The sequence below is a fragment of the Devosia sp. genome (assembly GCF_025809055.1).
Classification (GTDB): Bacteria; Pseudomonadota; Alphaproteobacteria; order Rhizobiales; family Devosiaceae; genus Devosia.
In genome coordinates, this window is the sequence record NZ_CP075529.1 from 100,635 (window position 1) to 115,306 (window position 14,672).

Annotated in this window: 12 protein-coding genes; 5 read left to right on the plus strand and 7 right to left on the minus strand. The window is 63.9% G+C overall.

Annotated features, from left to right (window positions below; translation table 11 throughout):
* The first annotated feature begins 16 nt into the window (after nt 1-16).
* From cimA to KIT02_RS00515, 5 genes are all read left to right on the plus strand, one after another.
* Nucleotides 17-1,657 (plus strand): citramalate synthase, encoded by a 1,641-nt coding sequence (gene cimA / locus KIT02_RS00495; protein WP_297580846.1) that lies wholly within the window; start codon nt 17-19, stop codon nt 1,655-1,657.
* Nucleotides 1,658-1,781: 124 nt separating this feature from the next.
* Nucleotides 1,782-3,782: a LysM peptidoglycan-binding domain-containing protein gene (locus KIT02_RS00500; protein WP_297580848.1), complete on the plus strand. Its 2,001-nt coding sequence runs from the start codon at nt 1,782-1,784 to the stop codon at nt 3,780-3,782.
* Between the two features lie 141 nt (nt 3,783-3,923).
* The gene (locus KIT02_RS00505; protein WP_297580850.1) at nt 3,924-4,244 is read left to right on the plus strand and encodes a metalloregulator ArsR/SmtB family transcription factor; all 321 of its coding nucleotides are present in this window, start codon (nt 3,924-3,926) and stop codon (nt 4,242-4,244) included.
* Entirely contained in the window at nt 4,244-6,139 is a 1,896-nt protein-coding gene (locus KIT02_RS00510) for an ABC transporter ATP-binding protein/permease (protein ID WP_297580852.1), read from the plus strand. Before KIT02_RS00505 ends, KIT02_RS00510 begins: the two co-directional genes overlap by 1 nt.
* Before the next feature lie 232 nt (nt 6,140-6,371).
* Nucleotides 6,372-6,854 (plus strand): GNAT family N-acetyltransferase, encoded by a 483-nt coding sequence (locus tag KIT02_RS00515; RefSeq protein ID WP_297580854.1) that lies wholly within the window; start codon nt 6,372-6,374, stop codon nt 6,852-6,854.
* On the opposite strand, the gene KIT02_RS00520 is transcribed toward KIT02_RS00515, so the two are convergent.
* The 7 genes from KIT02_RS00520 to nadC all read right to left on the minus strand — a co-directional run bounded on the left by KIT02_RS00520 (nt 6,849) and on the right by nadC (nt 14,651).
* Nucleotides 6,849-7,232, minus strand: a complete 384-nt coding sequence (locus KIT02_RS00520; protein ID WP_297580856.1) for a type II toxin-antitoxin system death-on-curing family toxin — start codon at nt 7,230-7,232, stop codon at nt 6,849-6,851. The genes KIT02_RS00515 and KIT02_RS00520 overlap by 6 nt on opposite strands.
* 5 nt (nt 7,233-7,237) lie before the next feature.
* Nucleotides 7,238-7,477: a type II toxin-antitoxin system prevent-host-death family antitoxin gene (locus KIT02_RS00525; protein WP_297580858.1), complete on the minus strand. Its 240-nt coding sequence runs from the start codon at nt 7,475-7,477 to the stop codon at nt 7,238-7,240.
* 112 nt (nt 7,478-7,589) lie between these two features.
* On the minus strand, nt 7,590-10,931 hold the full coding sequence (locus tag KIT02_RS00530) for an efflux RND transporter permease subunit (protein ID WP_297580860.1): 3,342 nt from the start codon (nt 10,929-10,931) through the stop codon (nt 7,590-7,592).
* A gap of 11 nt (nt 10,932-10,942) precedes the next feature.
* Nucleotides 10,943-12,205, minus strand: a complete 1,263-nt coding sequence (locus KIT02_RS00535) for an efflux RND transporter periplasmic adaptor subunit (protein WP_297580862.1) — start codon at nt 12,203-12,205, stop codon at nt 10,943-10,945.
* 14 nt (nt 12,206-12,219) lie between these two features.
* Nucleotides 12,220-12,768 (minus strand): PadR family transcriptional regulator, encoded by a 549-nt coding sequence (locus tag KIT02_RS00540; protein ID WP_297580864.1) that lies wholly within the window; start codon nt 12,766-12,768, stop codon nt 12,220-12,222.
* 186 nt (nt 12,769-12,954) lie between these two features.
* Nucleotides 12,955-13,785: a 3'(2'),5'-bisphosphate nucleotidase CysQ gene (gene cysQ, locus KIT02_RS00545; RefSeq protein ID WP_297580866.1), complete on the minus strand. Its 831-nt coding sequence runs from the start codon at nt 13,783-13,785 to the stop codon at nt 12,955-12,957.
* Complete coding sequence (gene nadC, locus KIT02_RS00550; RefSeq protein ID WP_297580868.1) at nt 13,782-14,651, minus strand: carboxylating nicotinate-nucleotide diphosphorylase; 870 nt, start codon at nt 14,649-14,651, stop codon at nt 13,782-13,784. The genes cysQ and nadC overlap by 4 nt, the downstream gene beginning before the upstream one ends.
* Between the last annotated feature and the right edge of the window lie 21 nt (nt 14,652-14,672).

A 14,672-nucleotide genomic window follows, 5' to 3' on the forward strand; every position in this document is an offset into this window, starting at 1 on the left:
CCGAGTTAGGCCCCAAATGTCCCGTGAACGCCTCTACCTTTTCGATACCACCCTGCGTGATGGCGCCCAGACTGCCGGCGTCGAGTTCTCCCTCGAGGACAAGGTCGCCATTGCGCGGCTCATCGAGCAGTTGGGTGTGGACTATATCGAGGGCGGCTATCCCGGCGCCAATCCGGTCGACACGGCTTTCTTCGAGGAACCCCGCACCAAGAAGGCGACCTTCACAGCCTTCGGCATGACCAAGCGGGCAGGGCGCTCTGCCGCCAATGATCCGGGCGTCATGGGGCTCGTCAATTCCGCCGCGGCGGCCACCTGCTTTGTGGCCAAGGCCTGGGATTATCAGGTGGAACTGGCGCTGGGCTCGACCACGGACGAACACCTTGAAGGCATTGCCGATACGGTGAGGCTCGCGACCTCGGCCGGCAAGGAAGCGCTGGTCGACCTCGAACACTTCTTCGATGGCTACAAGGCCAACCCGGCCTATGCGCTGGCCTGCGTCACCACCGCGCTCGAAGCCGGCGCCCGCTGGGTGGTTTTGTGCGACACCAATGGCGGCTCCATGCCGTCGGAGGTGCGGGCGGTGGTGGAGGCGGTGCTCAAGGTCGCGCCGGGCGACAAACTGGGCATCCATCCGCATGACGACACCGGCCAGGCCGTGGCCAATGCTCTGGCGGCCGTCGAGGCCGGCGTCCGCCAGGTGCAGGGCACGCTCAATGGCCTGGGCGAGCGGTGCGGCAACGCCAATCTCATCACGCTCATCCCCACCCTCTGCCTCAAGCCCTACTATGCCGAGCGCTACGAGACGGGCGTCACCAGCGAACATCTGGCACGGCTGACCCAGATTTCTCGCGCCTTCGATGATCGGCTCAATCGCGCTCCCGCCCGGCAGGCGCCCTATGTTGGCGCCTCGGCCTTTGCCACCAAGGCCGGCATCCACGCCTCGGCCCTGCTCAAGGATTTTTCGACCTATGAGCATGTTGAGCCCGAAAGCGTGGGCAATGAGCGCGCCATCATGGTCAGCCAGCAGGCGGGCAAGTCCAATCTGCTGACGGCGCTGGCCCGGCACGGCATCAGCATCGAAAAGGACGATCCACGCCTCGAAAAGCTCCTCGCCGTGGTGAAGGACCGCGAGGCCGAGGGCTATTCCTATGACGGCGCCGACGCCTCTTTTGCGGTGCTGGCGCGCAATGTGCTGGGCACGCTGCCGGATTTCTTCCAGGTCGAAAACTACCGCGCCATGGTCGAGCGGCGGCACAATGCCATGGGCGAGGAGGTGACCGTCACCGAAGCGGTGGTCAAGATCCGCGTCGATGGCGAACTTCTGATGTCGGTTGCCGAGGGCAATGGCCCGGTCAATGCGCTGGACCAGGCGCTGCGCAAGGACCTCGGAAAATACTCGTCGCAGATCGAGGATCTGCAGCTGGTCGACTTCAAGGTGCGTATCCTGGACGGCGGCACGGGCGCGGTCACCCGTGTACTGGTCGAGAGCCGCGATGGCACCGGTGATCGCTGGGTGACCATAGGGGTCTCGCCCAACATCATTGATGCCTCGTTTGAAGCTCTGTATGAATCAATCACATACAAGCTGCTGAAGACGGAATCCAAGGATTCGGCCGCCGATCAATCAACGACGCAGTTGGCCAAGGCGGCCGGCTGACCAATTTGTTCGGGAGGACAAACTGGCCGACACGACCCCGACTCCAAAGCGCCCGCTTGCCCTCACCATCGGAGCTGTCTTCGCGACGGTCATTGCCGTTTTCGGCGTGGTGGCAGGCCCCTCCGTGGTCTCCTGCTTTAATAGTGCGGATGGCATGGGCCAGTGCCTGCGCGGCAAGATGGTCGAGGTCGGGCTTGTGCCCGCACCGCCACCGGCCGCCGTGGCCGATGTGCCGGTCGATGGCGAGGCAGTACCGGCAGAGCCTGCCGAGGATGTTGCTCTGGTCGATCCGGCGCTGGATGTCACCGCCCCTGATGCCACTGAAACCGCCATTCCCGATGATCTGATCGCGGCCACCTTCGGCCTGTTGCGCGCCGAGCCCGATGGCTCCGTGGTGATCGCCGGGTCCGGCACGCCGGGGTCCAGTGTCGACATTTTCGCCAATGGCGCGCTGCTCGGCAGCACCGTGGTCGAACAGAGCGGCGACTGGGTTTTCGTGCCCGACACCCCGCTCGAGGCGGGTGGCGTGGAAGTCACTCTGGGCGAAACCGGCAAGCCCGGCGCTGCCGAAAAGTCCTTTGTCGTCGTGATCGACGAAGATCGCACCAGCCAGCCACTGGTCGTCGCCAGCACGCCTGGCGCGGCTAGCGAAGTGCTCCAGGGCCTGTCTCAGCCCATGGAAGTTGCCCAGGCCGATACCCCAGCCCCGGCCGCCGAAACGGCACCGGCAGCAGTTGCGCCTGAGGCCGCAACCGAAACACCTGCCGCGCCAGTCGACGCCGAAGCCGGACAGCCGGCGACGGCGCCCGATGCCATGGCCGCGCCCGAAACGGCGGACGCGAGCGAGCCTGCGACCGAGGCGGCCGAGCCTGCCGAGGCTGTTGCGACAGAGCCGGAAGCAGCGGTTGCGGCCGACGGCACAACAACCTCCGGGGAGCCCGCTCAGGCAACGTCTGAACCTGCAGCGGCCGCACCGGCCGAGGCCGCTCCCGCTAGCACCGATGCTGCGCCAGTTGATCAGGATGTTGCCCAGGCCGCGCCGGACGCAGAGCCCGCGACGCCCGCCGAATCCGTTGCCGAAACGCCGGCCGCTGAGACCGCAACCGAGGCTCCATCCGATCCGGCCGTGGAAACGCCCGCTGCAGAAGCCACCTCTCCTGATGTGGACGTCGCCGCCGTCGAGCAGCCGGCGCAGGTGACCCCCGAACCGACCACCGCGCTGGCGGATATACAGCCCTCGATCGACGCCATCGAGATCGAAGGGCAGCGGACCTTCTTTGCCGGCGGCGGCCCGGAAGGCGGCATCATGCGGCTTTATGTCGATGACAGTTTTGTCGCCGATACCGTGGTCGAGGACGGGCGCTGGCTGGTCGAGGGCGGCGATGTGCTGACCAAGCCTTCGCAGCGCATTCGCGTCGATCTCCTGCAGCCCGGCACGTCCACTGTCGTGTCTCGCGCCGAAGTGGATTTTGTCGTCGATCTGCCGGAGGCCCCGGCCGAGACGGTTGTGGCTCAGGCGGATACGCCCGAAGTGAGCGAACCCGCATCCACGAACGTCGAAACGGCGGCAGTCCAGCCCTCAGCGGTGCCTGCCGATGTGGCTCCGGCGGTTGATGCGCCTGCCGCATCCGAACCGGCGACGACGCCTGCGGAGCCCGAAGCCGCCGAACCAGCCGCAATAGAGGCGCCCGCCGTTACTGCCCCCACAGATCCGGTGCAGCCGTCCGCGACCGAGACCCCCGCGGTCACCCCAAGCGCGGACCCGCAACCCGCCGCTGATGCGACGGCCGAGGCTGCAGCTCCCGAAGCTGCGCCCGCAGCAAGCCCGGCCGAGTCTGAGCCGACCGTGGAGGCAGCGCCCCAGCCCGAGATTGAATCCACCCCGGCAGAACCTGCGGTTCCGACACTGGTGGCCGTTTCGGTGGGTGATCCGGAGGCGCAGCGCTTTGCCTCGGGCAAGGCCATCATCCGGCGTGGGGACAATTTGTGGACCATTGCCCGCCGCGTCTATGGCGAAGGCATCAAATACACCACCATCTATCAGGCCAATACCGGCCAGATCAGGGATCCCGATCGCATCTATCCCGGGCAGGTGTTCGAATTGCCCGAAGGACTGGTTCAGTAAATCCTGCGGCGCCCAATCGGCGCCGCAGTCGTTTGCGGCCCGGGGATTGATTTTCCCGTCGACAGTGCCCATGTTTCATCGTAATCCAACGATCATCACTCGCGGCCTTTGGAAAATCGCCGCGCCAAATCGAGTGGCCCCATGCGTGACGATGATATTGCCAACATAATGCGGGCCCTGGGGCATCCGGTGCGGCTGGAAATCCTGCGCATCCTGGCGACCCAGCAACAGGGCCAGTGCTGCTGTGCCGACGTGACCGAGAGCCTGCCTCTCGCCCAGTCGACAGTCTCCCAGCACATCAAGGTCCTGCTTGATGCCGGCCTCATCGATCGCAAGCCGCATGGCACGCGCAACCGCTACTGCATCCGGCAGGATCGGCTGGCGGAAATCACCACCGCCTTTGGTGGACTCCTCAAGGGGCTGGCGCCCGGCGCCGCCAACAAGGAATCGGAACTGGCCTGATGGCTCAAGACAGCACTGAGAAGAAGCCCTCCGTCAGCGCAGACGAGGGATCGGTACTCGCTACCGTACGAAACCTGTGGTCCTACATGTGGCCGGAAGACCGGCCGGACCTGAAACTGCGCGTCGTCCTGGCGCTTGCCGCCCTTTTGGCCAGCAAGGTGGCCACCACCCTCATTCCCTTTGCCTACAAAGGCGTCATCGACAGCCTCGATGGCTCGACGCCCGACAGCGCGCTCTTTCTCGGTCTCGCCATTCCGGTGGCGCTGGTCATCGCCTATGCGCTGGGCAATGTCATCGACGCCGGCTTCCAGCAATTGCGCGACGTCCTCTTTGCCTGGGTTGGCCAGCATGCCGTGCGTAAGCTGGCCCTGCAGACCTTCCACCACATGCATCGGCTGTCCCTGCGCTTTCACCTGCAGCGGCGCACAGGCGGCCTGTCGCGGGTGATCGAGCGCGGCACCAAGGGCATCGAGACCGTTGTCCGCTTTGCCATGCTCAACATCGTGCCGACCATCGTCGAGTTCGCTGTGGTTGCGGTGATCTTCGTCTGGCTCTTCGGGATCAGCTATCTCGGCGTGCTGGTGGTGATGATCTGGGCCTATCTCTATTTCACCATCAAGGCCTCGAACTGGCGCATTTCGATCCGCCGGGACATGAACGATTCTGACACCGACGCCAATGGCAAGGCCATCGACAGCCTGCTCAACTATGAGACGGTCAAGTATTTCGCCAATGAGCGCATGGAGGCAGAGCGCTACGATCGGGCCATGGCCAGCTATGAACGCTCGGCCATCCGCATCTGGACTTCGCTGGGCTATCTCAATTTCGGCCAGGCGGTCATCTTCTATACCGGCTTCCTCATCATCTCGATCATGTCGGTCAACGGTGTCATGGCCGGATCGCTGACCCTTGGGGACTTCGTCCTGCTCAACACCTTCCTGATGCAGATCTATCGGCCGCTGAACTTCATCGGCTTCGTCTATCGCGAATTGCGGCAGGGGCTGACCGATATCGAGGAGATGTTCAAGCTGCTCGATCAGGATCCCGAAATTCAGGACACTGCCGGCGCCACGCCGCTGGCGGTGACCGGACCGGTGATCCGCTTCGAGGATGTCAGCTTCCACTACGATCCCGACCGCGCCATCCTCAAGGGCGTCAGCTTCGAGGTGCCCGCGGGCAAGACCGTGGCCATTGTCGGGCCGACCGGGGCCGGCAAATCAACGATTTCGCGCCTGCTCTTCCGTTTTTACGACGTCACCGGTGGTCGCATCACCATCGACGGCCAGGACCTGCGCGATGTCACGCAGGAAAGCCTGCGCTCGGCCATCGGCATGGTCCCGCAGGATACAGTGCTGTTCAACGACACCATCGGCTACAATATCGAATATGGCCGTCCCGGCGCCTCCGAGAGCGATATCCGTGATGCGGCTCGCATGGCGCAGGTCGCCAGCTTCATCGACAACCTGCCAAAGGGCTATGATACCCCGGTCGGCGAACGCGGCCTGAAGCTCTCAGGGGGTGAAAAGCAGCGCGTCGCCATTGCCCGCACTATCCTCAAGGCGCCGTCCATTCTCATCCTCGATGAGGCGACGTCCGCGCTCGACACCAAGACCGAGCGCGATATTCAGGCCGCCCTGGACGAAGTCTCGCGCAATCGCACCACTGTGGTCATCGCGCACCGGCTCTCCACGGTCGTCAATGCCGATGAAATCCTCGTGCTGCGCGACGGCCAGATTGCCGAGCGCGGCAACCATGCGGCCCTGCTGGATCAGGATGGCCTTTACGCACAGATGTGGAACCGCCAGCGCGAAGCCAATGAAGCCGCCGAGCGGTTGGCCCGCACCCAGGACGATCCCGACGGCTTCGTGCGCCGCGGCGCCCCGGCGGCGGAATAGCCGGACCTCCTTCTCCCCTGTGGGAGAAGGGCCAGCGCTGCCCAAGTGGATAGAAAGGCCGACGCAGCGGGTGCGATGGTTTTGAGATAACTCCGCTGGGCGATCTGGCGCCTCCCTCCCCTTGATGGGGAGGGATTGAGGGTGGGGTGACGGGAGCCACGGATGTCCAAGTGAGCACTCCCGGCTCGTCCGGGGGTGGCGCGCAGCCTCGGATGAGGGATATCTTCCGCCCATGGTCCCGATCACCCTCATCCCCGCCACAGCGTCAGACAAGCCGGTCATCGCCAACCTGATCCAGCTTTATCTCCATGACATGACGGCCCATATGCCGTTTCCGGTCGGCCCCGACGGGCGCTTCGCCTACGATTTTCTCGACCGCTTCTGGCGCCATCCCTACTTCATCATGTCGGGAGACGAGATTGCCGGCTTCGCGCTGGTCGTCGATGAGTGTCCCCTTACCGGCCGGGCGCCATGCTGGTTCATGGCCGAGTTCTTTGTTCTGCGCGCCTATCGGGGCAGGGGTGCGGGCCGGGCGGCCGTCGATATGGCCATCGCCAACCACCGAGGCGCCTGGCACATCGCCGTGCCTCACGCCAATACGCCTGCGCAGGCCTTCTGGCTCAAGGCCTTAGCCCCACGAGCCCCGGCTTCACGCGATATCCATTTCGACGGCGACGACTGGCGGCTGCACCCGTTCGACGCCACCGGACTATGAGACGAGGGGCTCCGTGTGCGCGCGCAGCCAGGCCTCAAGCACGTCCTTGCGAAAAGTGCCGGCTTCCAGGTTGGAATAGATGAACGCCTCGATGTCGTCGTTCTTCGCCGCAATGTCCATGCCATTGAGCTGCAGGAACATTTCCAGGCACGCATAGGCCACGCGCTTGTTCCCATCGACGAAACCATGGTTCATCGCCAGGCTTTCCCAAAGCGCCGCCGCCTCATCGATCAGGTCAACGTAGTAACCTGTCTGCGGCCGCAGCAATGCCGCCTCGATCAGACCATGGTCACGAACGCCCTTTGCCCCACCAAAGCTCTCGATCAGGATGTCGTGGATTCGCAGCGTCTCTTCGAGCGTCAGATATGTGAAGCTCATGACATCTACTTGGCGAGTGCCTCATAAAGCGATTTGCGGCGCTTGATGCTGCGAGCCATCAGTTCTTCAATGGCCGGTCGAACCTTGGGTTGGACACGCGACTCTTCCCAGGCCGCAAACTGCTCAGCCGAAAGCACAACAACAACGTCGCGCCCATTTTTCTGCACACGCACCGGCTCGGCCTGAGCCATTTCCAGCATCTGCCCAAACTTGTTCTTCGCATCGGTTGCTGACATGATGGCCATGACAGACTCCTTGGCTAAATTAGCTATTTTGGATAGTTAGCTATTTTAGCCAGAAATGCAAGAGGCCCGCATTGCTGCGGGCCTCCTCAAATGCTTCATGCCCGAAGGCGCGCTACTCCGCCGCGTCCCTTCGGCTGACCACCGTGACGCCATTGGCTTCCTTTTCGGTCAGCCCTGCATCCTTGGAGACGATGTAGCGGCCCGAGCTGTCGGCGTCGTCGGGCACTTCCACGGCCATGCCGTCGAACCCGGCCGGAGCCGCCACCGCGCGCTTGCGGCCGAATAGCCCACCGGCCCAGCGACCGAAACGGGCCATGGCCTCGCCGGTCGACTTCATCTGCCGCCAGGTAACGGACGGGGCAGTGATCATCACCGGCACCATGACCAGTGTCAGGGCCGTCGAGAAGAACAGGCCCGAGACAAGCGCCGCCGACAGGTGGATGAACCACGATCCGGCAATGCCGCCCATCACGATCTCGCGCCGCAGGAAGTCGAACTCGACATTGGCCCACATCGGGATCACGCCCAGCGCCGTAAGGAAGGCGGTGAGCAGCACCGGGCGCACACGCTGGCTGACGGTGAGCAGCATGGCCTTCACGGCCTCCACCTGCTGGTGCCTGTGATAGTCGTTATAGGTGTCGATCAGCACGATGCCGTTCTTCACCACGATACCCGCCAGCGCCACGATGCCGAGACCGGTCATGATGGCCGAGAAACTCATGCCGGTAATCAACATGCCCAGGAGCACGCCGGCCACAGACATGATCACCGTCGAGAGCGTCACCATCACCTGGTAGAAGCTGTTATATTCCAGCAACAGCACGAAGAAGATGATGGCCATGGCCATGACGAAGGCCTGTCCGATAAAGGCATTGGCATCGCCCATCTGCTCTTCGGCACCGCCAAAGGTCACGGTAACCGCTTCCGGGAAGTCCTGCTGGTCGATCCAGGTCTGCAGCTCGGTCACCTTGTCGGCGGCATAGACCCCTTCGGGCAGATTGGTGAGCCCGGCGGCAACATTCATCGTATAGACCTGGTTGCGGCGGGCAATGCTGGCCACCTTGGGCACGGCCGTCCGCTGGATGAAGTTGCTGACCGGGATAAGGCCCTGGCTGGTCGCGATGCGCATGGAATCGAGCGCGTCGAACGTGCGCTCCTCCTTGGGCAGCCGAACGCGGATGTCGAGCTCGTCGCCGGTTTCCGCATCGCGATAGGTGCCCAGCTTCACCCCACTGGTGATCAACTGCACATAGGGTGCCAGCTCGCGCACGCCGATGCCGTACTTGCCGGCTTCGGTGCGGTCGATGGTGACCTGCCAGTCGATGCCCGGGGAGGGGCGGCCGTCTTCGAGGTCGACCACTTCCGGCCAGCTGGCCAGGTGATCGTGAATGGCGGTCACCACCGGCACCAGATCGTCGTAATTGGTGCTCTCGACCCGCATGTTGATGTCCTTGCCCGCCGGCGGACCGCTTTCGGCCGCAAGCAGCTGGATATCGAGACCGGCAAAGCCGGCCACGCGCTGGCGAATTTCGGCAAAGATCTGCTCGGCCGGGTGGCGCTGGCTCCAGGGCAGAAATTGCAGCTGGAAATTGCCGATCGTGTCGGGCGGCGTGGTGCTGAACGAGCCGGTCGAGCCGAACTGCATGATGACGTCCTGGACGCCCTGCACCTGGATCAGCTCGCTTTCGATCTCCACCATCATGTCGCGGATTTCTTCGGGTGAGTAGTTGCCCCGGCCCACCACGGCGACTGTGGCGAATTCGGGTTCCGATGCCGGGAAGGCTTCGGTGCCCGTCGGGTTCATCGCATAGGAAGCAAAGATCGCCACGATGATACCGAAACCGACGGCCAGCGTCGGCAGCGGCCAGTGCAGCAGCTTTTCCATGATCCGCACATAGAGCCCGGTTATGCCGCCCACCTTCTTGGTGTCGAACTTGTCGGGATACATGACGATATCGGCCTTGGCCTTGGCCTTCTCGTCGACATGGCTGGAGGCGATGATCGACCCGATCACCGGCATGAAGATCAGTGCGGAAATGAACGAGGCGACCATGACGATGATCACGATCATCGGCAGGTAGCTCATGAACTTGCCGATAATGCCCGGCCAGAACAGCAGCGGAATGAAGGCACCCAGCGTGGTTGCTGTGGCACCCACCACCGGAACGAACATCTTGCGCATGGCCATGATGAAGGCCTCGCGCTTGGGCACGCCTTCCTGCAGCTTTCGCTCGGCATATTCGACGACCACCACCGGGTCGTCGACGAGCACGCCCACCGCGATGACCAGCCCGAACATCACCATCATGTTGATGGTCATGCCGAGCATGTCGGCCACCAGGAACGCCATCATGAAGGACAGCGGAATGGAGAGGCCGATCATCAGTGCGGGGCGAACGCCCAGCGTCGCGATACAGGTGATCAGCACCAGCGCCACAGCTGTCAGCACCGCCGCTTCGAGCGAACGGAACAGCTGGGTGGTGGTTTCGGCCTGGTCGAGGAAGAACGAATAGGTGACGCCGGCTGGCCAATCCTTGGCCGCTTCTTCGGTCGCCGCGCGCACCTTGTCGGACACATCGATGATATTGGTGCCGAGCTTCTTGGATACGCCCAGGATCAGGGCAGGGGAGCCGTTGACCTGGGTATATTCGGTCGCGTCGGCAAGCGTACGGGTGATCGATGCCACCTGCCCGAAGGTCACGACAGTGTTGCCGTCGGTCTTGAGCGGCAGGTTATAGACGTCCTGGGCGGTGGTGATGAGGCCCGGAACCTCGATGTTGAACGAGCCTTGTCCGGTGTTGAGCGTACCACCGGCAACCACCATGTTGTTGCGCGCCAGGGCATCGAACAGCTGATTGGCCGTCAGCCCGTAGGCTTCGAGCCGCAGGAGGTCGACACGGACTTCCAGCTGTTCCTTGCGCGCGCCCGACAGGGTGGCCTCACGCACTTCGGCAATGCCTTCCAGGGCGTCCTGGAGTTGCTCGGCGCGGCGCACCAGCTCCTTTTCCGGGGCCGATCCATAGACGGCGACCGAAATGATCGGCATGCCGACGAGGTCGATTTCATGCACTGTCGGATCGTTGGCATCGCTCGGAATCTTGCCCTTGATGGCGTCGATCCGGGCACGCGTATCCTGCAGCGCCTGGTCCTTGTCGGTATTGATGTCGAACTCGAGGAAAACCGAGGCATGGCCGGTGGTCGAGGTCGAACTGATATTGTTCAGCCCCGGCAGGGTCGCCAACTCTTCCTCGGCCGGCTTGGCGAGCAGGTTTTCGGCGTCGCGCGGCGAGACACCCGACTGGCTGATCGAGACATAGAGATAGGGCACGTCGATGGCCGGGAAGCTTTCCTTGGGCATCGACACATAGGCGGCCGTACCGGCGCCGAGCAGCAGCACCATGATGGTCAGGACCACCCTGGGCATCCTGAGGATTTTTTCGATGAAGTCGAGCATCGTTGGTGTCCTCAGCTTTGGCTGGTTTCAGGGGCGGCGGCGGCGCTGGCCTCGACGGACTGGCCGGCGGAGACATTTTCCTGACCCACGGTGATGACGTCAGAAATGGCCGGCAGGCCGGTCACCCAGACGCCCTCGCGCGTGTCGCTGACGATGGTGATCGGATAGAACGCCACGACGCCGTCTTCGACCGTGCGAATGCCCAGAACACCCTCGTCATCGAGCGTCAGCACCGACTGCGGCACCAGGTGTCCGGGGGCGCTGCCCAGATTGACGATGGCTTCAGCCGTCACGCCGTCACGAATGGAAAAATCTTCGTTGGGGATTTCGATTTCGGCCGGAAAGGCGCGGGTGGCGCTATCGGCGACCGAGGCAATGAAGGTCACCTTGCCCTGAACGGTCTGGCCGGTCACCGTCTTGATCGTGGCTTCGAGACCGGTCCGGGCCAGCCCGATATTGGCCTCGGGCACCATGCCGGTGAAAACGATCGGGTTGAGCTGGACGATCGTGGCGCAGGGGCCGCCTGCCTGCAGCATCGAGCCGGCAGTGGCGACCGGGTCCTGCACCAGTCCGGCCACCTTGGCCTTGATCTCGGTGCGGTTCAACTCGGCAGTGGCGTTGTCGAGGCCGGCCTGAGCCTGGCTGACACCGGCCTTGGCCTGGGCCAGGGCGACGTCGACCGCCTGCTCGGTATTGGCCGCGGCCAGACCGCGCGCACGCAGGTCGGCATTGGTGTCATAGTTGAGCTGCGCCTGAGCCAGCCCCGCCTGCGCCTGCGACAGCGCCGCTTCGGCCTGGCTGACCGCAGCTGCGCGGGTGCCCTGGTCGAGCGTGCACAGGGGATCACCCACGGCAACTCGCTGTCCCTTGGTCACGTGCACATCGTCCACGATGCCGGCCGTTTCCGCGACTGCGGTGATGGTGGCCTTGGCCTTGGTGCTGCCGCGCAGCGGAACTTCGATCGGCATGGCCTGGGCCGTGAACCGCTCGATGCGCACGCTCTGCAGCGGCGCTGCCGCACCGGTTGTCACTTCATTGCGCTGGGCAATGGTCAGGCTGGGATCGACCTCGGGCGCGTGATGTTCGGCCAAGAGGCCCGCATTGCCGAGCGAGGTCGCGATCGGGCCGTGTTCTTCGCCCTCGATCACCGACAGAATGGATTTTTCGCCCTTGCCCGGGCCCTGTCCGCCCTGGACCAGGGTTCCCGTCGCCAGCCAGCCGGCTGCGAGTGCCAGAATGCCAAAGGCAAGACCGTAGGAAAACACTGCGCGCATTGTGAAATAGCCCCCTATTCGGCCGCTTTGCGGTGCGGCTCGGCTCGCGCCATATCGTTCAGTTCGTGCATATGGGTGCGGAAGTACTGTTCGGCAACCGTCAGCACCGCACGTCCGTAAGAAATCACCCAGCGGTCGGCTGGTGTGCATTCATGGTCTGCAGCGGCCTCATCGAGGCGCTTGAGGCCCTCGACGGATCGCTGCAGGAATTCATTGGTTCGGGCCTCTACCAGATCGCGCGGCAACAGATGCACGAAACGGGCAAAAAGCAGGAAAGGACTGCGGAAGACATCCTCGCCCAGCGGGCCGCTCAGTTCGGCAACGAAGGCCGTCCGGCCGGCCTCGGTGATGGAATAGACCTTGCGTGCCGGCTTGCCGTCCTGCTGCTCGACGCGGCTGACGACCAGCCCGTCATCTTCGAGCCGTGCCAGGGCCGGATAGATCGAGCCATAGCTGGCTTCCACGAAATAGGCGAACTCGCCTTCCGTGCACATCCGGCGGATGTCGTACCCGCTGGCTTCTCCTTCATGCAGAATGGAGAGACAAAGCGTGCGGACGTTCATTTGTGCTCCGAAGCATATTACGGTTCGATATATGCTGGGCGTATATAACTACCGGCCGCCAAGGGCAAGACTCGGTGCGGCGGGAAAGGCGCAGATCAGTTAAGCACTGATTGCATTCCTAATGGATAGACCAGCAGCGGCGCTGCCGACACCCGCTTTCGCGCAAGGCAGATGCGACATATTCGGCTAGCCGAGCAGATCCCGCATATGCGCCGCCGTTTCGCGCGCCAGCTCCAGGCTGGCGGCAGCGGCGAAATAGGGATTGAGAAACCGCCCATCGCTCTTGCCGTAACGCAGCGGCTGGCCATCCAGGGTCACCACTGCGCCACCCGCCGCTTCAAGCACGGCCTGGCCGGCGGCGGTATCCCATTCGCAGGTCGGGGTGAATCGGGGGTAAAGCTGCGCATCCCCGCGCGCCAGAAGGCAGAATTTCAGTGACGAACCGACGGAGACGTCGCTTTCGACGTCCAGCCGCCGGCACAATTGCTCGAGCGCCTCATGCCCATGGCTGCGGCTGGCAACAATCCGTGGCCGGGCGAGGTGGGCGATGCCGATCGCCGAGCGCTTTGTCACCGCGCCATCCACCACCAGCCCCGTCCAGGCACCGTCGGCGTCACCCACGAAAAGCTCGCCCGTCGCCGGGGCCAGGACCACGCCGAGGATCGGCCTGCCGTGTTCGACCAGAGCGATATTGACCGTGAACTCGCCATTGCGCTTGATGAATTCCTTGGTGCCATCCAGCGGGTCGACGACGAAATAGCGCTCCCCGAGCACGGGAATGATCCCGGCCGCCACGCTTTCTTCCCCGAGCACCGGCAGGCCCGTCGGCTGCAGCGCCTCGATGATCACCGCTTCGGCGGCAGCGTCCGCCTCGGTAACCGGCGATCCGTCGCTCTTGGTGACAACATGGATCGGCCGGTCATAGACCGCGCAGATGACCTGCGCCGCCCGGATGGCGGCCGCGACGACGCTGTCGGTGAGCGAAGCACTCATGGTGTCCATGGCTATTGTGGTCACTTCGAATGGCCGATGGTGACATCGAGCCCCAGGTCCAGAGGCTTGGCGCCCATGGTGATCTGGCTGGTGGAGATATAGTCGACGCCGGTCTCGGCAATGGACCGCACCCGGTCGAGCTTCACGCCGCCCGAGGCCTCGAGCCGCGCCCGGCCCGCCGTGCGTTCGACCGCCTTGCGCAGGGTGTCATTGTCCATGTTGTCGAGCAGCACGATGCGCGCGCCTGCCGCCAGGGCCTCGTCCAGTTCGGCCAGCGTCGTGACCTCGATCTCGATGGCGACCAGGTGGCCCGCGAAGGCCTCGGCGGCCTTGTAGGCGGCAGTCACGCTGCCGGCGACGGCGATGTGGTTGTCCTTGATGAGAATGGCATCGTCGAGCGCGAAACGGTGGTTGGAGCCACCCCCGCAGCGCACCGCGAATTTCTCGAATGCCCGCAGTCCCGGCGTCGTCTTGCGCGTGTCGCAGATGCGCGCCCCAGTGCCGGCGATGGCATCGGCATAGGTGCGCGTCAGGCTGGCAATGCCGCTCAGGTGATTGATGAAATTCAGCGCCACCCGTTCGCCCGACATGACCAGCCGCGCCGGCCCTTCAACCTCCGCCACCACCGAACCGGCCTCAACCCTGTCGCCATCGGCGAGGAGCGGGGTGAAGGTCACTCCGGCCCCCACATGGCGGAACGCCGCTGCTGCCAGGTCGAGCCCGGCAATGACCCCCGGCTCCCGCGCCGAAAGCGAAGCTTTCGCCCAGGCATCGGGCGCCAGGGTGGCCTGGCTGGTCAGATCCCCGGCCAGCCCGATATCTTCTTCGAGCGCGGCAAGAACGGCCTTGTCGACGAGGTGGCGCGGCAATTGGGCGGCTAGGGCGGTCATCGGCTCTCACCTTGGATCAGG